Annotated in this window: 22 protein-coding genes; 18 read left to right on the forward strand and 4 right to left on the reverse strand. The window is 52.6% G+C overall.

The genetic code is table 11. The features are described 5' to 3' along the window. Nucleotides 1–108 precede the first annotated feature (108 nt). From gltJ to rihA, 4 genes are all read left to right on the forward strand, one after another. Nucleotides 109–849: a glutamate/aspartate ABC transporter permease GltJ gene (gene gltJ, locus OGY06_RS07725; RefSeq protein WP_003831316.1), complete on the forward strand. Its 741-nt coding sequence runs from the start codon at nt 109–111 to the stop codon at nt 847–849. Beyond that, nucleotides 849–1,523 carry a glutamate/aspartate ABC transporter permease GltK gene (gene gltK, locus OGY06_RS07730; protein ID WP_003831315.1) on the forward strand — a complete coding sequence of 225 codons (675 nt, stop codon included), beginning with the start codon at nt 849–851 and terminating at the stop codon, nt 1,521–1,523. Before gltJ ends, gltK begins: the two co-directional genes overlap by 1 nt. Then, nucleotides 1,523–2,248 (forward strand): glutamate/aspartate ABC transporter ATP-binding protein GltL, encoded by a 726-nt coding sequence (gene gltL / locus OGY06_RS07735; protein ID WP_003022754.1) that lies wholly within the window; start codon nt 1,523–1,525, stop codon nt 2,246–2,248. Before gltK ends, gltL begins: the two co-directional genes overlap by 1 nt. A 116-nt stretch (nt 2,249–2,364) precedes the next feature. After that, complete coding sequence (gene rihA, locus OGY06_RS07740; protein WP_286605026.1) at nt 2,365–3,300, forward strand: pyrimidine-specific ribonucleoside hydrolase RihA; 936 nt, start codon at nt 2,365–2,367, stop codon at nt 3,298–3,300. Nucleotides 3,301–3,395: 95 nt separating this feature from the next. Here the strand turns inward: rihA and OGY06_RS07745 are convergent, their stop codons facing one another. Then, a complete protein-coding gene (locus OGY06_RS07745; protein WP_003022748.1) occupies nt 3,396–3,878 on the reverse strand; it encodes a zinc ribbon-containing protein in 483 nt (160 codons plus the stop codon). 235 nt (nt 3,879–4,113) lie between these two features. Between OGY06_RS07745 and leuS the strand changes: the two genes are divergently transcribed. Genes leuS through nadD form a run of 4 tightly spaced genes read left to right on the forward strand, consistent with a single transcriptional unit; the run spans nt 4,114 to nt 8,984 of the window. Then, on the forward strand, nt 4,114–6,696 hold the full coding sequence (gene leuS / locus OGY06_RS07750) for a leucine--tRNA ligase (protein ID WP_286605028.1): 2,583 nt from the start codon (nt 4,114–4,116) through the stop codon (nt 6,694–6,696). A gap of 14 nt (nt 6,697–6,710) precedes the next feature. Continuing rightward, a complete protein-coding gene (gene lptE / locus OGY06_RS07755) occupies nt 6,711–7,310 on the forward strand; it encodes an LPS assembly lipoprotein LptE (RefSeq protein WP_063940708.1) in 600 nt (199 codons plus the stop codon). Then, the gene (gene holA / locus OGY06_RS07760; RefSeq protein WP_193135156.1) at nt 7,310–8,341 is read left to right on the forward strand and encodes a DNA polymerase III subunit delta; all 1,032 of its coding nucleotides are present in this window, start codon (nt 7,310–7,312) and stop codon (nt 8,339–8,341) included. Before lptE ends, holA begins: the two co-directional genes overlap by 1 nt. Before the next feature lies 1 nt (nt 8,342). Next, on the forward strand, nt 8,343–8,984 hold the full coding sequence (gene nadD, locus OGY06_RS07765; RefSeq protein WP_191221717.1) for a nicotinate-nucleotide adenylyltransferase: 642 nt from the start codon (nt 8,343–8,345) through the stop codon (nt 8,982–8,984). On the opposite strand, the gene cobD is transcribed toward nadD, so the two are convergent. Next, on the reverse strand, nt 8,959–10,053 hold the full coding sequence (gene cobD / locus OGY06_RS07770; protein WP_193135155.1) for a threonine-phosphate decarboxylase CobD: 1,095 nt from the start codon (nt 10,051–10,053) through the stop codon (nt 8,959–8,961). The two genes, nadD and cobD, sit on opposite strands and share 26 nt — an antisense overlap. Nucleotides 10,054–10,149: 96 nt before the next feature. Between cobD and OGY06_RS07775 the strand changes: the two genes are divergently transcribed. The 10 genes from OGY06_RS07775 (at nt 10,150) to lipA (ending at nt 19,623) form a co-directional block, all read left to right on the forward strand. Next, nucleotides 10,150–10,761 (forward strand): adenosylcobalamin/alpha-ribazole phosphatase, encoded by a 612-nt coding sequence (locus OGY06_RS07775; protein ID WP_286605031.1) that lies wholly within the window; start codon nt 10,150–10,152, stop codon nt 10,759–10,761. A 254-nt stretch (nt 10,762–11,015) separates the two neighbouring features. Continuing rightward, on the forward strand, nt 11,016–11,333 hold the full coding sequence (rsfS, locus tag OGY06_RS07780) for a ribosome silencing factor (protein ID WP_003022728.1): 318 nt from the start codon (nt 11,016–11,018) through the stop codon (nt 11,331–11,333). A gap of 3 nt (nt 11,334–11,336) precedes the next feature. Further along, on the forward strand, nt 11,337–11,804 hold the full coding sequence (gene rlmH / locus OGY06_RS07785) for a 23S rRNA (pseudouridine(1915)-N(3))-methyltransferase RlmH (protein ID WP_003022725.1): 468 nt from the start codon (nt 11,337–11,339) through the stop codon (nt 11,802–11,804). Nucleotides 11,805–11,834: 30 nt separating this feature from the next. Beyond that, nucleotides 11,835–13,736 carry a peptidoglycan DD-transpeptidase MrdA gene (mrdA, locus tag OGY06_RS07790; RefSeq protein ID WP_003831292.1) on the forward strand — a complete coding sequence of 634 codons (1,902 nt, stop codon included), beginning with the start codon at nt 11,835–11,837 and terminating at the stop codon, nt 13,734–13,736. A gap of 2 nt (nt 13,737–13,738) precedes the next feature. Continuing rightward, nucleotides 13,739–14,851 carry a peptidoglycan glycosyltransferase MrdB gene (gene mrdB, locus OGY06_RS07795; protein ID WP_003022718.1) on the forward strand — a complete coding sequence of 371 codons (1,113 nt, stop codon included), beginning with the start codon at nt 13,739–13,741 and terminating at the stop codon, nt 14,849–14,851. Between the two features lie 10 nt (nt 14,852–14,861). Continuing rightward, a complete protein-coding gene (rlpA, locus tag OGY06_RS07800; protein WP_003831289.1) occupies nt 14,862–15,971 on the forward strand; it encodes an endolytic peptidoglycan transglycosylase RlpA in 1,110 nt (369 codons plus the stop codon). A 142-nt stretch (nt 15,972–16,113) separates the two neighbouring features. Then, nucleotides 16,114–17,325, forward strand: a complete 1,212-nt coding sequence (gene dacA, locus OGY06_RS07805) for a D-alanyl-D-alanine carboxypeptidase DacA (RefSeq protein ID WP_003022711.1) — start codon at nt 16,114–16,116, stop codon at nt 17,323–17,325. A gap of 106 nt (nt 17,326–17,431) precedes the next feature. After that, entirely contained in the window at nt 17,432–17,695 is a 264-nt protein-coding gene (ybeD, locus tag OGY06_RS07810) for a DUF493 family protein YbeD (protein ID WP_003022706.1), read from the forward strand. Between the two features lie 114 nt (nt 17,696–17,809). Beyond that, the gene (gene lipB / locus OGY06_RS07815) at nt 17,810–18,451 is read left to right on the forward strand and encodes a lipoyl(octanoyl) transferase LipB (RefSeq protein WP_218667561.1); all 642 of its coding nucleotides are present in this window, start codon (nt 17,810–17,812) and stop codon (nt 18,449–18,451) included. 206 nt (nt 18,452–18,657) lie between these two features. After that, the gene (gene lipA, locus OGY06_RS07820; protein ID WP_003022702.1) at nt 18,658–19,623 is read left to right on the forward strand and encodes a lipoyl synthase; all 966 of its coding nucleotides are present in this window, start codon (nt 18,658–18,660) and stop codon (nt 19,621–19,623) included. Nucleotides 19,624–19,722: 99 nt separating this feature from the next. On the opposite strand, the gene tatE is transcribed toward lipA, so the two are convergent. Both tatE and OGY06_RS07830 read right to left on the reverse strand, forming a co-directional pair. Next, complete coding sequence (gene tatE / locus OGY06_RS07825) at nt 19,723–19,926, reverse strand: twin-arginine translocase subunit TatE (RefSeq protein ID WP_003022699.1); 204 nt, start codon at nt 19,924–19,926, stop codon at nt 19,723–19,725. A gap of 128 nt (nt 19,927–20,054) precedes the next feature. Next, nucleotides 20,055–20,843 carry a deaminated glutathione amidase gene (locus tag OGY06_RS07830; protein WP_048214698.1) on the reverse strand — a complete coding sequence of 263 codons (789 nt, stop codon included), beginning with the start codon at nt 20,841–20,843 and terminating at the stop codon, nt 20,055–20,057. Nucleotides 20,844–20,865: the final 22 nt, after the last annotated feature.

The following is a 20,865-nucleotide window of genomic DNA, read 5'->3' on the forward strand; positions in this document are numbered from 1 at the left end:
CAGACTATAAGCCTGATGGTCGTTCCCCATCAGGCCTGAAAACCGCAAAACGCCGAATAACAATCTTCGAGGGTAGCGCTGCTACCCTTTTTTTTCTGGAGTAGATTTATGTCTATAGACTGGAACTGGGGTATTTTTTTACAACAAGCCCCGTTCGGCAACACCACCTATCTCGGCTGGCTCTGGAGTGGTTTCCAGGTCACTGTCGCGTTATCCATCACCGCCTGGATTATCGCTTTCCTCATAGGCTCTTTATTCGGCATCTTACGTACCGTTCCAAATCGTTTCCTTTCTGGGATCGGCACACTGTACGTTGAGCTGTTTCGTAACGTTCCGCTCATCGTCCAGTTTTTTACCTGGTATCTGGTTATTCCGGAACTGCTGCCGGAAAACATTGGGATGTGGTTCAAGGCTGAGTTGGATCCCAACATCCAGTTCTTCCTCTCATCGATGCTTTGTCTGGGGCTGTTTACCGCCGCGCGCGTCTGCGAACAGGTTCGCGCCGCAATTCAGTCTCTGCCTCGTGGGCAGAAAAACGCCGCACTGGCGATGGGGCTAACGTTGCCGCAGGCCTACCGCTATGTTCTGTTGCCAAACGCCTACCGCGTGATTGTTCCGCCAATGACCTCAGAGATGATGAACCTGGTGAAGAACTCCGCTATCGCCTCCACCATCGGCCTGGTCGATATGGCGGCACAGGCGGGCAAACTGCTGGATTACTCCGCCCACGCATGGGAATCGTTTACCGCTATCACTCTGGCTTACGTCCTGATTAACGCCGTCATCATGCTGGTGATGAATCTCGTTGAACGTAAAATCCGCCTGCCTGGCAATTTGGGAGGCAAATAATGTACGAATTTGACTGGAGTTCTATCATCCCTTCCCTGCCGTATCTGCTGGATGGGTTAATCATCACGCTGAAAATCACCGTTACGGCGGTAGTCATTGGTATTGTCTGGGGAACCATCCTTGCAGTAATGCGTCTGTCCAGCTTCGCGCCGATTGCCTGGTTTGCGAAAGGCTACGTCAACGTATTTCGTTCTATTCCGCTGGTCATGGTGCTGCTGTGGTTCTACCTGATTGTGCCCGGCTTCCTGCAAAACGTACTGGGTCTGTCGCCAAAAACCGATATTCGCCTGATCTCAGCAATGGTCGCGTTTTCGATGTTTGAAGCCGCGTACTATTCCGAGATTATCCGTGCCGGTATCCAGAGTATTTCTCGTGGGCAATCCAGCGCCGCGCTGGCTCTGGGGATGACCCACTGGCAGTCGATGAAGCTCATTATTCTGCCGCAGGCATTCCGCGCGATGGTACCGCTGCTGCTAACCCAGGGCATCGTACTCTTCCAGGATACCTCGCTGGTCTATGTATTAAGTCTGGCAGACTTCTTCCGTACCGCCTCTACCATTGGCGAGCGTGACGGCACACAGGTTGAAATGATCCTGTTTGCTGGCGCCGTTTATTTTGTATTCAGTCTGAGCGCATCGTTGTTGGTCAGCTATTTGAAGAAAAGGACAGTTTAATGATTACCCTGAAAAATGTTTCTAAATGGTATGGTCACTTTCAGGTGCTGACCGACTGCTCCACGGAAGTGAAAAAAGGTGAAGTGGTGGTGGTCTGCGGCCCGTCAGGTTCAGGTAAATCAACGCTTATCAAAACGGTGAACGGGCTGGAGCCGGTACAGCAGGGCGTCATCACCGTTGATGGTACCGTGGTGAATGATAAAAAAACTGATCTGGCCAAACTGCGCTCTCGCGTTGGTATGGTGTTCCAGCACTTTGAACTGTTCCCTCACCTGTCGATCATTGAGAACCTGACTCTGGCGCAGGTAAAAGTGCTCAAGCGCGATAAAAAGCCGGCCCGCGACAAAGCGCAAAAGTTACTGGAACGCGTTGGTCTGTCAGCACATGCCGAAAAGTTTCCAGCTCAGCTCTCAGGGGGCCAGCAACAGCGTGTCGCTATCGCCCGGGCGCTGTGCATGGATCCTATCGCCATGCTGTTTGACGAGCCGACGTCGGCGCTTGATCCTGAAATGATCAACGAAGTACTGGACGTTATGGTTGAACTGGCCAATGAAGGGATGACCATGATGGTGGTAACCCACGAAATGGGCTTTGCGCGTAAAGTGGCGAACCGGGTGATCTTCATGGATGAAGGGAAAATTGTTGAAGACTCACCGAAAGAAGAGTTCTTCGCTAATCCGAAATCGGACCGCGCCAAAGACTTCCTCGCGAAAATACTGCACTAATCTTGCTGGCGCGCACCTCCATGTGCGCGCCACCTCACGCTTTATATCTTCGCCTCTCGAAACACATACAGCCCAGCGTTAACCTTGTCACAAAGTCCCACTTACAAGGAGCAACAATGGCACTTCCTATCCTGTTTGATTGCGATCCGGGTCATGACGACGCTATCGCAATTGTTCTCGCCCTCGCCTCACCAGAACTGGATGTGAAAGCGATAACCTCATCAGCCGGTAACCAGACACCAGACAAAACACTGCGTAACGTGTTGCGCATGTTAACGTTGCTCAACCGTACGGATATACCAGTAGCTGGTGGCGCAGTGAAACCACTAATGCGCGATCTGATTATCGCCGATAACGTTCACGGCGAGAGTGGGCTGGATGGCCCGGCGCTGCCGGAACCCGCTTTTGCGCCACAAGACTGTACCGCCATGGAACTGATGGCGAAAACCCTGCGTGAAAGCCCGGAACCGATGACGATTGTCTCCACCGGGCCGCAAACTAACGTCGCATTGCTCCTGAATAGCCATCCTGAGCTGCACGCCAAAATCGCCCGTATCGTGATTATGGGTGGTGCGATGGGCCTCGGAAACTGGACGCCCGCAGCCGAGTTCAACATCTTCGTGGATCCCGAAGCCGCCGAAATCGTATTCCAGTCGGGTATTCCGGTGGTAATGGCAGGGCTTGACGTCACGCATAAAGCGCAAATACATCGGGAAGATACCGAACGATTCCGCGCTATCGGCAATCCTATTTCGACGATCGTGGCTGAACTACTCGACTTCTTCTTTGAGTATCACAAAGATGAAAAATGGGGATTCATCGGCGCACCGCTGCATGATCCATGCACCATTGCCTGGCTGCTGAAACCTGAACTGTTTACCACCGTTGAACGCTGGGTCGGCGTGGAAACTCAGGGTAAATATACCCAGGGAATGACCGTGGTGGATTACTATTTCCTGAGCGGCAGGAAGCCAAACGCCACCGTAATGTTAGACGTTGATCGTCAAGGGTTTGTCGATTTGCTGGCAGAACGGCTGAAGTTTTACGCCTAATACACGCCGGATGGCGCTAACGCTTATCCGGCCTACAAAATCGTGCAATTTGTAGGCCGGATAAGACGCTTTGCGTCGCCATCCGGCAAAAGCGATCACGGCTCAAACGGTCGGCGCTGGAACTGATCGTGTCCGCATTTTGGACACAGCGGCAGCACATCCGGGGTGTAAACCGCTAAATGGAAGTGGCACTTCTCGCAGACCAGATTACCTAATCCGACCACCTCACCGCTGTGATAAACCCCGTGATGACTGAGATCCTGGAACACTTCTCGCCATTCGAGCTGCGTTTTATCGGTAATATCGGCCAGTTCCTGCCAGATACTCTCCTTGATAACCCGCATAAAGACGCTGTCTGTCTCCTCATCGAGACTTTCTTCATAGCTCAGAGCAAACTCTTCCAGGTCACGTCTGACGGCCCGGGTGAGCTCTTCCACCTCGGTTCGCGTTAACTCCCCGGTCTGCATAACTCGTTGACGCGCTTGCTCCACCAACGCATCAATATCGCGTTCGCCATTACGCAGACGTTCGCTCAGTGAAGCCACCAGTTCACGGTAATATTGAGCAACCTTGTTCATCGCTTCGCCTCCTGGGTCGTTAACTGTCTATAATAATAGACGTTATTTACGCTACGCTTTGCAAGACTGTCCACAGAGTGTGTAAATTCGTGCAAGAATTATCCTTGCGGGAATTCAACGCTGAATGCGCGAAAGGCTGTTTTGGCGCGGGCGTTTGGGCTATGCTATGCGGATCTGAAACACCACATCTAGAGCTACGTTTGTAGCTGTATTGAAAACAGGACCACTGGCTGCCATGCAAGAGCAATACCGCCCGGAAGAGATAGAATCCAAAGTACAGCTTCACTGGGATGAGAAGCGCACATTTGAAGTTACCGAAGACGAGAGCAAAGAGAAGTATTACTGCCTGTCTATGCTTCCCTATCCTTCTGGTCGACTACACATGGGCCACGTACGTAACTACACCATCGGTGACGTGATCGCCCGCTACCAGCGCATGCTGGGCAAAAACGTACTGCAGCCAATTGGCTGGGATGCGTTCGGTCTGCCTGCAGAAGGCGCTGCGGTTAAAAACAATACCGCGCCAGCACCATGGACGTACGACAACATCGCATACATGAAAAACCAGCTCAAAATGCTGGGTTTCGGTTACGACTGGAGCCGTGAGCTGGCGACCTGCACCCCAGAATACTACCGTTGGGAACAGAAATTTTTCACCGAGCTGTACAAAAAAGGCCTGGTGTATAAGAAAACGTCTGCGGTCAACTGGTGCCCGAACGACCAGACCGTACTGGCGAACGAACAGGTTATCGACGGCTGCTGCTGGCGTTGCGATACCAAAGTCGAGCGTAAAGAGATCCCACAGTGGTTCATCAAAATCACCGCTTACGCTGACGAACTGCTGCGTGACCTGGATAACCTGGATCACTGGCCTGACACCGTGAAAACGATGCAGCGCAACTGGATTGGCCGTTCTGAAGGCGTGGAAATCACCTTCAATGTGAACGGTTACGACAACACGCTAACCGTTTACACCACCCGCCCGGACACCTTTATGGGTGCGACCTATCTGGCCGTTGCCGCAGGTCACCCGCTGGCGCAGAAAGCTGCTGCAAATAATCCAGAACTGGCCGCCTTCATTGACGAATGCCGCAACACCAAGGTTGCTGAAGCCGAAATGGCAACCATGGAGAAGAAAGGCGTCGACACGGGCTTTAAAGCCGTTCACCCGCTGACTGGCGAAGAAATCCCCGTTTGGGCGGCAAACTTCGTCCTGATGGAATACGGTACGGGCGCAGTCATGGCCGTTCCGGGCCACGATCAGCGCGATTACGAGTTTGCGACAAAATATGGCCTGACCATCAAGCCAGTAATTCTGACCGCTGAAGGAGCAGAGCCGGATCTGTCCGAACAAGCTCTGACCGAAAAAGGCGTGCTGTTTAACTCCGGCGAGTTTGACGGCCTCGGCTTCGAAGCTGCCTTCAACGCCATTGCTGACAAGCTGGTAGCGAAAGGCGTGGGTGAACGTAAAGTGAACTACCGTCTGCGTGACTGGGGTGTTTCCCGTCAGCGTTACTGGGGGGCGCCAATTCCGATGGTGACGCTGGAAGACGGTACCGTACTGCCGACGCCAGAAGATCAGTTGCCGGTTATTCTGCCGGAAGACGTGGTTATGGACGGCATCACCAGCCCAATAAAAGCCGATCCGGAGTGGGCAAAAACCACCGTTAACGGCATGCCTGCGCTGCGCGAAACCGACACCTTCGATACCTTTATGGAATCCTCCTGGTACTACGCGCGCTATACCTGCCCGCAGTACAACGAAGGGATGCTGGATCCAGAAGCCGCAAACTACTGGCTGCCAGTTGATATCTACATTGGTGGTATTGAACACGCCATCATGCACCTGCTCTACTTCCGCTTCTTCCACAAGCTGATGCGCGATGCGGGCATGGTCAACTCTGACGAACCGGCCAAACAGCTGCTGTGCCAGGGTATGGTGCTGGCTGATGCGTTCTATTACGTTGGTGCAAACGGCGAGCGTAACTGGGTTTCTCCGGTTGATGCCATCGTTGAGCGCGACGAAAAAGGTCGTATCGTCAAAGCTCAGGACGCAGAAGGCCATGAACTGGTCTATACCGGCATGAGCAAAATGTCCAAGTCGAAAAATAACGGTATCGACCCGCAGGTCATGGTTGAACGTTACGGCGCTGACACGGTACGTCTGTTCATGATGTTCGCTTCTCCGGCTGATATGACGCTGGAATGGCAGGAATCCGGCGTTGAAGGGGCGAACCGCTTCCTGAAACGTGTATGGAAGCTGGTTTACGAACATACTTCCAAAGGCGATGTTGCTGCCCTGAACGTTGATGCGTTGAGCGAAGACCAAAAAGCGCTGCGTCGCGACGTACATAAAACCATTGCTAAAGTTACCGATGATATCGGTCGTCGTCAGACCTTTAACACTGCAATTGCGGCGATTATGGAGCTGATGAACAAGCTGGCGAAAGCACCGCAGGAAGACGAACAAGACAGAGCCCTGATGCAAGAAGCGTTACTGGCCGTCGTTCGCATGCTGAACCCGTTCACCCCACACGTTTGCTTCACGATGTGGGAAGCACTGAAAGGCGAAGGCGATATCGACAACGCACCGTGGCCGGTGGCAGACGAAACCGCAATGGTTGAAGACTCGAAGCTGGTTGTTGTTCAGGTGAACGGTAAAGTCCGTGGCAAAATTACCGTTCCGGTAAATGCGACAGAAGAACAGGTTCGTGAACGTGCTGGCCAGGAGCATCTGGTGGCAAAATATCTTGATGGCGTTACCGTACGTAAAGTGATTTATGTACCGGGTAAACTCCTCAATCTGGTCGTTGGCTAAGCGCGGGAGGAAGCGTGCGACTTCTGACAACATTGTTGTTATCTCTGGCGGTGCTTGTCACCGCCGGATGTGGATGGCATCTGCGTAATACTACGCAGGTCCCACCCTCAATGAAAACCATGATTCTGGACTCTGGGGATCCAAACGGCCCATTAAGCCGCGCGGTTCGTAATCAGCTGCGTCTGAACGGCGTTACGCTGCTAGAGGACGGCTCAATGCGTAAAGATGTGACGTCCTTACGTCTGGGCGCGGTCAGCATATCGCAAGATACGGCGTCGGTATTCCAGAACGGTCAAACGGCTGAATACCAGATGGTGATGTTCGTGAGTGCATCCGTGCTGATCCCAGGTCATGATATTTATCCAATCAGCGCCAAAGTTTATCGTTCGTTCTTTGACAACCCACAGGCTGCACTGGCGAAAGATAACGAGCAGGACATGATCATCAAAGAGATGTATGACAAAGCGGCTGAACAGTTAATTCGTAAGCTGCCAAGCGTACATCTTGCCGATACTCTGTCATCCAATGCTGATGATGATGCTAAGCCAGCGGCGACAAAAGCCGCAGAGCCTGCGTCGTCTCCGGCGCGTGTTTCCACCACGCTGGGTAACTGATGCTCAAGTTGTACCCTGAACAACTCCGCGCACAGCTCAATGAAGGGCTGCGCGCGGCGTATTTGCTCTTAGGTAACGATCCTCTCTTATTGCAGGAAAGCCAGGACGCTATCCGTCAGGCAGCAGCAACGCAAGGATTCGAAGAACACCACGCTTTCACCCTGGACAATAGCACCGACTGGGGAGAGATTTTTTCACTCTGCCAGGCGATGAGCCTGTTTGCCAGCCGTCAAACCCTACTTTTGCAGTTGCCTGAAAATGGCCCCAATGCCGCCATTAACGAACAGCTCGCTTCACTCGTCACACTGTTACATGACGACCTGCTGCTGATTGTTCGCGGCAACAAACTGACTAAAGCGCAGGAAAACGCCGCATGGTATACCGGACTTGCCAATAATGCGGTGCAGGTAAGCTGCCAGACGCCGGAGCAAGCACAGCTTCCTCGTTGGGTCGCTGCCAGGGCGAAGCTTAACAATCTACAACTGGATGACGCAGCCAATCAGCTGTTGTGCTATTGCTATGAAGGTAATCTGTTAGCGCTGGCGCAAGCGCTGGAACGGCTAGCATTGCTTTGGCCTGATGGCAAACTAACGCTGCCTCGCGTGGAGAAAGCCGTTAACGATGCCGCGCACTTTACCCCGTTCCATTGGGTGGATGCGCTGCTGATGGGCAAAAGCAAACGCGCGCTGCACATTCTGCAACAGTTACGTCTGGAAGGCAGTGAGCCGGTTATTTTGCTACGTACGATACAGCGTGAATTACTGCTGTTGGTCAACTTAAAACGGCAGTCAGCCCATACGCCTTTGCGCACGTTGTTTGATAAACACCGGGTGTGGCAAAATCGCCGGGGTATGATGGGAGACGCGCTAAACCGGCTGAGTCCTGCGCAGTTGCGTCAGGCGGTAACGTTGTTAACGCGTACGGAAATTACGCTTAAACAAGACTATGGTCAGTCAGTGTGGGCGGAACTTGAGGGGCTTTCCCTTTTGCTCTGCCATAAATCGCTGGCCGATGTTTTTATTGATGGTTGATATGAAATCATTGCAGGCTCTGTTCGGTGGCACCTTTGATCCGGTGCATTATGGTCATCTTAAACCGGTTGAAATTCTGGCGAATCTGATTGGCCTTTCCCGGGTCATTATCATGCCCAATAACGTGCCGCCGCATCGTGCGCAACCCGAAGCGTCCGGCGAACAACGTCAACGCATGGTTGAACTGGCCATTGCCGATAAGCCGCTGTTCTCCCTTGATAAACGCGAACTGAAACGCGATACCGCCTCCTACACCGCGCAAACGCTCAAAGAGTGGCGCGAGGAGCAAGGACCGGAAGTACCGTTAGCGTTTATTATTGGCCAGGACTCACTGCTTACCTTTCCGTCCTGGCATGACTACGACACGATTCTGGGTAACACCCACCTCATTGTCTGCCGACGTCCGGGCTATCCGCTCGAAATGGCGCAGGAAAAGCACCAGCAGTGGCTGGAGGATCATCTGACCCATTCGCCAGATGACCTGCACAACTTGCCTTGCGGGAAAATTTATCTGGCTGAAACGCCGTGGTTTAACATCTCCGCCACGCTCATCCGTGAGCGTCTGGAAAAAGGCGAGCCGTGCGACGACCTGATGCCAGCTGCAGTGCTTGACTATATCAATCAGCAAGGGTTGTACCGCTAAGCACCTTGCGTAAAGCCGCCAACAGGCGGTTATTCTCTCCCTGGCTGCGAACGGCTACCCGATAATAGCGCGCATCCAGCCCCGGATAATTAGCACAACTGCGAATCAAGACATGTTGTTCCAGCATTGCGCGTTGCAGATCAAAATCCGCCCGCTCGCAGCGCAATAAGCGATAATTTGCCCTGCCAGGATACACCGTCAGGCCGGGCAGTTCTTTCAACTGCCGATCAAACCTCGCGCCCTCTTGCTCCAGCCACTTCCACGTTGCCTGCTGATATGCGCTGTCGTGTAAAATAATCTCGCCTGCCAGTGCAGCAAATGCGTTAATTGACCACGGCATTTGTCGACGGCGCATCTGTGCAACAGCCTGTTCATTACTGTTGACCAGATACCCCAACCGGAGCCCCGGTATCGCATAGAACTTGGTGAGAGAGCGCAGCACCCAAATATGCGGGTTATCACGAAGCAGCGGAATAAACCCCGGCTCCCCGGCAATAAAATCGATAAACGCTTCATCAAGGATCAGATTGATCCCAAGCAACTCACAACGCGCGGCTATTTCGCGCAGCAGGCGGTTATCTGGCAGCAAGCCAGTGGGATTGTTGGGCGTACAGAGAAACAGGCAGTCCAGCTCTGGGGTTAACGCATCGATGATTGCATCAGTAAGCTGCCAACCATCGTCTTCGCGTAGCGCAAACTCATGGATCGTACAGTCTCCCCATTGCAGCGCCCGACGATATTCAGCAAACCCGGGTGTCACGATCATCGCATGGCGTGGTTTAAGATCTTGCACCAAAGTGAAAATCGACTCAGTCTCGCCGTTTCCGGCAAGTATCCATGAGGCAGGAATCTGATGATGCTCCGCCAGCGCCGCATGCAGTTTAGCGTAATCAACATCCGGGTAATGCTCCGCGCAGTCCAGGTTGTCGACGATCGCGCGTTTTAAACTTGCCGGCATACCCAGCGGATTAATATTCGCGCTAAAATCCAACAATTGCTCAGGCGAGATGCCCAACAGTTCGGCGGCTTCTCGGGTATTGCCACCATGCGCGCTCTTCAATAAAGACATCGTGCCGCTCCACGCAAAAAAAGGTATTTTAGTGAAAAATCTCTGCGCAATCAGGGCAAACATCATGTTTTGTGCGAATAACCTCAAGAGGAAAAAATGAGACTCTGGTTAGTACGTCATGGAGAAACTGAAGCCAATGTCGCTGGTTTATACAGCGGCCACGCCCCCACACCGCTAACGGGACGGGGTATCGCTCAGGCGCAAACACTGGGTACGCTGTTACGCCATGTGCCTGTCGACAACGTTCTGTGCAGCGAGTTGGAACGTGCCCGCCATACAACGCAGTTGATCTTAGGCGATCGCGAGGTTCCTGTGCGCAACATGCCTGAGCTCAATGAGATGTTTTTTGGTGACTGGGAAATGCGCCATCATCGCGATCTGGCGCGAGAAGACGCCGAAAACTACGCCGTGTGGTGTAACGACTGGCAGAATGCGACGCCAACCAATGGTGAAGGTTTTCAGGCGTTTTCCCAGCGCGTGGAACGCTTTATTGCTCAGCTCGCTGATTACAAAACGAGCCAAAACCTGCTGGTGGTGAGTCATCAGGGTGTTCTGAGCATGTTGATCGCCCGTCTGCTGTCCATGCCGGCTGCAGCAATGTGGCATTTTCGCGTCGAACAAGGTTGCTGGAGCGCAATTGATTTTTGCGACGATTTTGCGGTTCTTAAAGTGCTCAACAGCCGGGCAGTATGGCACGACGGGGAGTGAACGCACTGTTTTTTCTGCCGAAGGGCTTCTCTCCCATTGACACCCCATGACAGGCTGTTATTCTCCGCAACCTGACTTTTCCCGCCCTTCAGAGCTTTGCAGAAATTGTTTTACAAAAATGGCGATGCATTCTGCGGCGTGGGGTGGGATGATAGCGCACTTCAAAAGCGCTTTCGGAGACATTTGTCCCGATATCGCCTCTGGTTCAGGTATACTAACAGACGTTTTTAACTCTTTTCACCCAGGGGGAACACTTGCAGGGTAAAGCACTTCAGGATTTTGTAATCGACAAAATTGATGACCTGAAAGGTCAAGACATCATCGCCTTAGACGTTCAGGGCAAATCCAGCATCACTGATTGCATGATTATCTGCACCGGCACGTCCAGCCGCCATGTAATGTCTATCGCAGACCACGTTGTTCAGGAGTCCCGCACAGCTGGCCTGCTGCCGCTCGGCGTAGAAGGCGAGAACGTTGCAGACTGGATCGTCGTTGACCTCGGTGATGTGATTGTCCACGTGATGCAGGAAGAAAGCCGTCGCCTGTATGAACTGGAAAAACTCTGGAGTTAATGCGTGAAGCTGCAACTTGTCGCTGTGGGTACGAAAATGCCTGACTGGGTGCAAACCGGGTTTACGGAGTATCTCCGTCGGTTTCCGAAAGATATGCCCTTTGAGCTGATCGAAATCCCGGCAGGAAAACGCGGCAAGAACGCGGATATTAAACGCATTCTCGACAAAGAGGGTGAGCAGATGCTGGCTGCCGCAGGCAAAAATCGCATCGTCACCCTTGATATCCCTGGTAAACCCTGGGACACGCCGCAACTGGCGACTGAACTGGAACGCTGGAAACTGGACGGTCGTGACGTCAGTCTGTTGATTGGCGGGCCGGAAGGTCTCTCTCCTGCCTGTAAGGCGGCAGCGGAACAAAGCTGGTCACTCTCTGCGTTAACCCTTCCTCACCCTCTTGTTCGGGTTCTGGTTGCGGAGAGTCTGTACAGGGCGTGGAGCATCACCACCAACCATCCTTATCACCGTGAGTGATCATTGATTCTTGAGTAGATTAAGCAGCGGATGAAACTACAGAATTCTTTTCGCGACTATTCGGCTGAGTCCGCGCTGTTTGTGCGCCGGGCGCTGGTCGCTTTTTTGGGGATTTTGCTGCTCACCGGCGTGCTGATCGCCAACCTTTATAATCTGCAAATCGTTCGCTTTACTGATTACCAGACCCGCTCGAACGAAAACCGCATCAAACTGGTGCCTATCGCCCCCAGTCGCGGCATCATTTATGACCGTAACGGAATTCCGCTCGCCCTTAACCGCACCATTTATCAGATAGAAATGATGCCGGAAAAGGTCGACAACGTTCAGGATACCCTCGACGCGCTGCGTAACGTCGTAGACCTGACGGACGACGACATTGCCGCCTTTAAAAAAGAGCGCGCCCGTTCACACCGCTTCACCTCCATTCCGGTAAAAACTAACCTGAGTGAAGTGCAGGTGGCACGGTTCGCCGTTAATCAATATCGCTTTCCCGGCGTCGAAGTTAAAGGCTATAAACGCCGCTATTACCCCTACGGCTCTGCGCTGACCCACGTCATTGGCTACGTATCGAAGATCAACGATAAAGACGTGGACCGCCTGGACAAAGACGGCAAGCTGGCCAACTACGCGGCAACGCACGACATCGGTAAGCTGGGTATTGAACGCTATTATGAAGACGTACTTCACGGCCAGACCGGTTATGAAGAAGTTGAAGTGAACAACCGTGGCCGCGTCATTCGCCAGTTGAAAGAAGTGGCGCCGCAGGCCGGGCACGATATCTACCTCACCCTTGACCTGAAACTCCAGCAGTACATTGAAACGCTGCTGGCGGGCAGTCGTGCCGCGGTGGTAGTCACCGACCCGCGTACCGGTGGCGTTCTCGCACTGGTGTCCATGCCGAGCTACGACCCGAACCTGTTTGTCGATGGTATCTCGAGTAAAGATTACTCCGGGTTGCTCAATGACCCGAATACCCCATTGGTTAACCGCGCGACTCAGGGTGTCTACCCTCCTGCTTCGACGGTTAAACCTTACGTCGCGGTTTCTGCATTAAGTGCGGGCGTCATCACCCGCAATACTGGTCTGTTCGATCCGGGTTGGTGGCAATTACCGGGCTCTGAAAAACGTTACCGCGACTGGAAAAAATGGGGGCACGGCCATCTGAACATCACCCGTTCTCTGGAAGAGTCGGCGGATACGTTTTTCTATCAAATCGCCTATGATATGGGGATAGACCGCCTTTCAGAATGGATGAGCAAGTTTGGCTACGGCCAATATACGGGTATCGATCTTGCCGAAGAGCGCGCCGGAAACATGCCAACCCGCGAGTGGAAGCAAAAACGGTTTAAAAAGCCATGGTACCAGGGTGATACCATTCCGGTCGGCATCGGTCAGGGTTACTGGACGGCAACCCCTATCCAGATGAGTAAAGCGCTGATGATCCTTATCAACGACGGTTTGGTAAAAGTCCCGCATCTGCTGATGAGCACAGCAGAAAACGGCAAGCAAGTGCCGTGGATACAGCCACACGAACCACCTGTTGGTGACATTCATTCCGGTTATTGGGAAATCGCAAAAGACGGCATGTACGGTGTAGCCAACCGTCCTAACGGTACTGCACACAAATATTTCGCTGGCGCACCTTACAAAATTGCGGCGAAATCCGGTACTGCACAGGTCTTTGGCCTGAAAGCCAATGAAACCTATAACGCACATAAGATCGCCGAGCGCTTACGTGACCACAAGTTGATGACGGCCTTCGCACCCTATGATAAGCCCCAGGTTGCTGTCGCCATAATCCTTGAAAACGGTGGCGCGGGCCCGGCTGTGGGTACCATTATGCGCCAGATCCTTGACCACATTATGTTGGGCGACAATAACACCAATCTGCCTGCAGAAAACCCCGCGGTTGCAGCAGCGGAGGACCAATAATCGTGACGGATAATCCGAACAAAAAAACATTCTGGGACAAAATCCACATCGATCCCACGATGTTGCTTATTTTGCTGGCGCTGCTGGTTTACAGCTCGCTGGTCATCTGGAGCGCCAGCGGCCAGGATATTGGCATGATGGAGCGCAAGGTCGGTCAGATCGCGATGGGCCTGGTCATCATGGTGGTGATGGCGCAAATCCCGCCCAGGGTTTATGAGGGCTGGGCACCCTATCTCTACATCTTTTGCATCATTCTGTTGGTGGCGGTAGATGCCTTCGGCGCTATCTCCAAAGGCGCGCAGCGCTGGCTGGATTTGGGGATTGTGCGTTTTCAGCCTTCCGAAATCGCCAAGATTGCCGTGCCGCTGATGGTCGCGCGCTTCATCAACCGTGATGTTTGCCCGCCATCGCTAAAAAATACCGCCATTGCGTTAGTGCTGATATTTATGCCCACCCTGCTGGTGGCCGCCCAGCCAGACCTCGGAACTTCAATTCTGGTCGCCCTTTCCGGTCTGTTTGTTCTGTTCCTTTCTGGTTTGAGCTGGCGTTTAATCGGTGTTGCGGTGGTCCTGGTTGCGGCGTTTATCCCGATACTGTGGTTCTTCCTGATGCATGATTATCAACGTCAGCGTGTCATGATGTTACTCGATCCGGAAACTGATCCGCTGGGTGCGGGTTATCACATCATTCAGTCTAAAATTGCTATTGGCTCCGGCGGTCTACGTGGTAAGGGCTGGCTACACGGTACGCAGTCGCAGCTTGAGTTTTTACCCGAACGTCATACAGATTTTATCTTCGCGGTATTAGCGGAAGAACTGGGTCTGGTAGGGATCTTAATTCTGCTGGCGCTGTACATTTTGCTGATTATGCGCGGATTATGGATCGCTGCCCACGCGCAAACCACCTTTGGTCGCGTTATGGCGGGTGGTTTAATGTTGATATTATTCGTTTATGTCTTCGTAAATATTGGTATGGTGAGCGGTATTCTGCCCGTGGTTGGCGTTCCTCTCCCACTGGTCAGTTACGGAGGCTCGGCACTTATCGTGCTGATGGCTGGGTTCGGGATTGTTATGTCGATCCATACCCATAGAAAAATGTTGTCGAAAAGCGTGTAAGGGGTACGCAATGCGTAAGCAGTGGCTTGGTATCTGCATCGCAGCAGGAATGCTCGCGGCGTGTTCGAGTGATGATGGTCAGCAACAGGGTGCTGTCGCGCCGCAGCCTGCGGTGTGTAATGGTCCGATTGTTGAAATCAGCGGGGCCGATCCGCGCTTTGAACCCCTGAACCCAACGGCGAATCAGGACTATCAGCGTGATGGTAAGAGCTACAAAATCGTCCAGGACCCTTCCCGCTTTAGCCAGGCAGGGCTTGCCGCTATCTATGATGCGGAACCCGGAAGCAACTTAACCGCGTCTGGTGAAGCGTTCGACCCGATGCAGTTAACCGCAGCGCATCCGACGCTGCCAGTCCCAAGCTATGCCAGAATAACTAACCTGGCTAATGGCAGGATGATTGTCGTGCGCATTAACGATCGCGGCCCTTATGGCAACGATCGCGTGATTTCACTTTCACGTGCAGCAGCCGACCGTCTGAATACCTCCAACAATACCAAAGTGCGTATCGACCCGATCATCGTCGCCCAGGATGGTTCCTTGTCCGGGCCGGGAATGGCTTGTACCACGGTAGCGAAACAAACCTATGCCCTGCCCGCGCGTCCTGACTTAAGCGGCGGTGGCAATATGGGCAGCATGCCTGCGCCATCGGATGCGGGTCAGCCGCAAGGCGATATTCGTCCGATCAGCAATTCCACGTTGAAAAGCGATGATACAACCGGTGCGCCAGTGAACAGCAGTGGATTCCTCGGTGCGCCGACCACGCTCGCTGCTGGCGTGCTGGAAGGTAGCGAGCCGACTCCGGCTCCGCAACCGACCACCACCGCACCGGTAACACCAACCGCACCAGCAGCAACACCAGCCGCCATCGCTGCACCTGCGCCAGCGGCAGTAGCCAACGGACGCTACGTGGTTCAGGTTGGCGCAGTCAGCGAGCAGTCGCGTGCGCAGCAGTATCAAAAACGTTTAAGCCAGCAATTTGGCGTCCCAGGTCGGGTGGTACAAAACGGCGCAGTCTGGCGTATCCAGATGGGGCCGTTCGCCAGCAAAGCTGAAGCCTCCACATTGCAGCAGCGTCTTCAAGCCGAGGCGCAATTACAGTCCTTCATCACCGGCGTGTAATAACGTAAATCAGGTATCTGAACTGTCAGTTTCTGTAAATGACATTAACAAAGTCACGCGGAAAGTCAGATGCCTGCCCGTTTTGCATTTGCTATAGTAGGGCACTTTTTTTAATTTCATCACGGACGTCGTAGTTCAGACCATGAAGACCACTTTTTCCGCTCGTTTCGTGCAGCGTATGGCGCTCACCGCGGCTCTCTGCGCAGCTTCTCTCTCTGCTGCCCATGCCGATGACCTGAATATTAAAACCATGATCCCGGGTGTTCCGCAGATCGATGCGGAGTCATATATCCTGATTGATTACAATTCAGGCAAAGTTCTGGCAGAACAGAACGCTGACACTCGCCGCGATCCCGCCAGTCTGACCAAAATGATGACCAGCTACGTCATCGGCCAGGCGATGAAAGCCGGGAAATTCAAAGAAACTGATCTGGTCACCGTCGGCAATGACGCCTGGGCTACAGGTAACCCGGTCTTTAAAGGTTCATCATTGATGTTCCTGAAACCTGGCATGCAGGTTCCTGTTTCTCAGCTTATCCGTGGTATCAACCTGCAATCCGGGAATGACGCGTGCGTGGCAATGGCGGACTTCGCAGCCGGTAGCCAGGATGCTTTCGTCGGTCTGATGAACAGCTATGTGAACGCGCTGGGCCTGAAAAACACCCACTTCCAGACCGTTCATGGTCTCGATGCTGACGGTCAGTACAGCTCGGCTCGCGACATGGCGATGATTGGTCAGGCGCTGATTCGCGACGTGCCTAACGAATACTCTATCTATAAAGAAAAAGAGTTCACCTTTAACGGCATCCGTCAGTTAAACCGTAACGGCCTGCTGTGGGATAACAGCCTGAATGTCGACGGTATCAAAACCGGTCATACCGACAAGGCTGGCTATAACCTCGTTGCATCCGCAACCGAAGGTCAGATGCGTCTGATCTCCGCCGTCATGGGTGGCCGCACCTATAAAGGTCGTGAAACCGAAAGTAAAAAACTGCTTACCTGGGGCTTCCGTTTCTTTGAAACCGTGAACCCACTGAAAGTCGGTAAAGAGTTTGCTTCAGAGCCCGCCTGGTTTGGTAATACCGATCGTGCATCGTTAGGCGTAGATAAAGATGTCTACCTGACTATTCCGCGCGGCCGCATGAAAGATCTGAAAGCAAGCTATGTGCTGAACACCACAGAACTGCACGCACCGCTGCAGAAAAACCAGGTTGTCGGCACCATCAACTTCCAGTTGGATGGCAAAACCATTGAGCAGCGCCCGCTGGTAGTCCTGCAGGAAATCCCTGAAGGCAACTTCTTTGGGAAAATCATTGATTACATTAAATTAATGTTCCATCACTGGTTTGGCTAAAAATCGAACACTTGAAAGTGTGATTTACGTCCCCATATACTAGGTATCCAGATAACTCCCACGCGCTGTGGGAGTTATTATTTATTGATGTAACGCCGGAGCTGACATGAAAACCAAACTTAACGAACTGCTTGAATTCCCTACTCCATTTACTTACAAAGTAATGGGGCAGGCGTTGCCTGAGCTGGTTGATCAGGTGGTTGAAGTGGTACAGCGCCATGCGCCAGGTGATTACTCTCCGACGGTAAAACCGAGCAGCAAAGGCAACTACCACTCGGTCTCAATCACTATTACTGCTACACACATTGAGCAGGTTGAAACGCTGTACGAAGAATTAGGCAATATCGATATCGTACGCATGGTACTGTAAAAACCTGTTGGTTACCCGCTGCATCCCCGCTCGGGTAACCCCTCCCCCCTGTGATATACTTTTCCCCCTCTTTTATATTCTCTACTCTATGTGAGTATCTACGGAGATGCCGTTTTGTATCAGGATAAAATTCTTGTCCGCCAGCTCGGTCTTCAACCTTACGAGCCAGTTTCTCTGGCCATGCACGAATTCACCGATACCCGCGATGAAAACAGTTATGACGAAATCTGGCTGGTAGAGCATTATCCTGTTTTTACCCAGGGTCAGGCAGGTAAAGCAGAGCACGTACTGATGCCGGGAGATATTCCGGTGATCCAGAGCGATCGTGGCGGTCAGGTGACTTATCACGGGCCGGGCCAGCAAGTCATGTATGTGCTGTTGAACCTGAAGCGTCGTAAACTTGGCGTTCGCGAACTGGTTACGCTGCTGGAGCAAACCGTTGTGAATACCCTTGCGGAAATCGGTATTGACGCCCACCCGCGAGCCGATGCGCCTGGCGTATACGTTGGAGAGAAGAAAATCTGCTCTTTGGGGTTACGTATTCGTAAAGGTTGTTCATTTCACGGCTTAGCGCTCAATGTGGATATGGACTTGTCGCCTTTCCTGCGTATCAATCCTTGTGGTTATGCCGGAATGGAAATGGCGAAGGTATCGCAGTGGGATAGCACCGCCACGACCGAGAGCATTCGCCCAAGGCTGCTGGCCAACATTCTGGTGCTGTTGGGTAACCCACCGCACGAGTACATCGCGGACTGAAAATACGCGCATACTTTGCCACGGCATATGTTGTGGCAAATGGCACAAAACAACAACTATTTTACATTTTGCCAGCCTGTCAGGCTGCTTTCTGGCCCGTTTCAATGATATACTGCGTATCACTAATTCAAAAATAGTTGATAAATGCAACATTCCCTTGAATTGAAACGCTTTCCTTCGTAATTCGCAACTGGAACACGCAAGCTATGAGTAAACCCATTGTGATGGAACGCGGTGTTAAATACCGCGATGCCGATAAGATGGCTCTTATCCCGGTAAAAAATGTGGCAACAGAGCGTGAAGCCCTGCTGCGTAAACCGGAATGGATGAAAATAAAACTGCCAGCGGACTCCACTCGCATCCAGGGCATCAAAGCGGCAATGCGCAAAAATGGCCTGCACTCTGTCTGCGAAGAAGCTTCCTGCCCTAACCTGGCTGAATGTTTCAATCACGGAACTGCAACCTTTATGATCCTCGGCGCAATCTGTACCCGCCGTTGCCCATTCTGTGACGTTGCCCATGGCCGTCCGGTTGCTCCTGATGCTAACGAGCCGTTAAAACTTGCTCAGACGATTGCTGACATGGCGCTGCGCTATGTCGTCATTACCTCCGTTGACCGCGACGATCTGCGTGACGGCGGTGCTCAGCACTTTGCTGACTGCATCACCGCTATTCGTGAGAAAAGCCCGTCGATTAAAATCGAAACGCTGGTGCCTGACTTCCGTGGTCGTATGGATCGCGCGCTGGATATTCTCACCGCCACTCCGCCGGATGTGTTTAACCACAACCTCGAAAACGTACCACGTATTTATCGCAATGTACGCCCCGGGGCTGACTACAACTGGTCACTGAAGCTTCTGGAACGTTTCAAGGAAGCGCACCCGGAGATTCCGACTAAATCAGGTCTGATGGTCGGTCTGGGCGAAACCAATGCGGAAATCATTGAGGTCATGCGTGACCTGCGCAGTCATGGTGTCACCATGCTGACGCTGGGGCAGTATTTACAGCCAAGCCGCCATCACCTGCCGGTTCAACGCTATGTGAGCCCGGATGAGTTCGATGAGATGAAAGCCGAAGCTATGGCAATGGGCTTTACCCATGCAGCCTGCGGTCCATTCGTTCGCTCTTCTTACCATGCTGACATGCAGGCCAAAGGGCTGGAAGTGAAGTAATCGTGTAATACTCACTTACATATCAGCAATAAAAAAACCGGCAAATTGCCGGTTTTTTTTTCATGCAGAGTATGCAGTATGAGCATCATGCTCCTGACATTACTCTTTATGAGAAAGCTTCTCAGCCTGAACGCTACCATCAGCATCTTTCTTAGCATCGGCATTATCGTCGTTCATTGCTTTCTTGAAGCCCTTGATTGCCGTTCCCAGGTCTCCACCCAGTGTACGTAACTTCTTGGTACCAAACAGCAGAACAACCAGTGCGGCAACCACCAGCAGTTTGGTAATACTAATCTCACCCATAGATACCTTCTTGACTTAAACCAGGCTGCATAAAGCGCCATATTAACCTGAGAATATTAACGGCCTTTCGACGCGCGCACACAATAGCAATCTGTAACAAGGTGAATCAAGCCTTGTTTAAAAAAACGTCATAATAATTGCGGTGGCGCAAAGCGTCGGTTACTTAACACCGGGAGTTGTGCCCTAACCTGCCTCACCCGCTCGGCGGAAACCTCGGCCATAATTAGCGCGGGCGTTTCTGCCGCAGCAGCAATGGTCACACCAAAGGGGTCGATGACCCTGCTTTGGCCGATATTCTTGTTACCGCACTCTCCCGCCGCAATCAGGTAACACGTCGCATCTAACGCTCTTGCCGCCAAAAGCGTAGCCCAGTGATGCTCTTTAAGCGATCCCCGAACCCAGGCTGCGGGTAAGACAAGAATTTCCGCTCCCTGCAATGCGTGCACCAGCGCCAGCTCAGGAAAGCGCAGATCATAACAGGTCATTAACCCTACTTTTAACCCGTCTACGTCCAGCAGCGGCGCTATGGCGTCCCCTGCATCAACATTACGTGACTCCTGAATCGAAAAGGCATCATAGAGATGTAATTTAGCGTAATGGGCCACGACCTGACCTGCCCGTAGCGCCACCAGCATGTTAAACGCCCGGCCTGGCACAGAAGGAACATGAATCGTCAGGATTGTCGTCATCTCGTTTTGCGCGCTTTCTCGCAGCAAGCGCGTCAAAAATCCGCCCTCCAGCAGTTGAGCTGATTTCACTGACAGGTCTGGGTCCAGATCGTCACGGGCCAGAAGCGCCTCCGGTAATACCAGCAGCGACGCCCCCTCTCCTGCAGCCTGTGACATCAATAAGACGCAGGTTTCTGCATTTTTTTCCCATGAAGGTCCCACGGCAAATTGCCCTGCTGCAACGAACATATTCCCTCCAGAAAACGTTGTT

It is taken from the genome of Citrobacter sp. Cpo147, from assembly GCF_030332405.1.
Classification (GTDB): Bacteria; Pseudomonadota; Gammaproteobacteria; order Enterobacterales; family Enterobacteriaceae; genus Citrobacter; species Citrobacter portucalensis.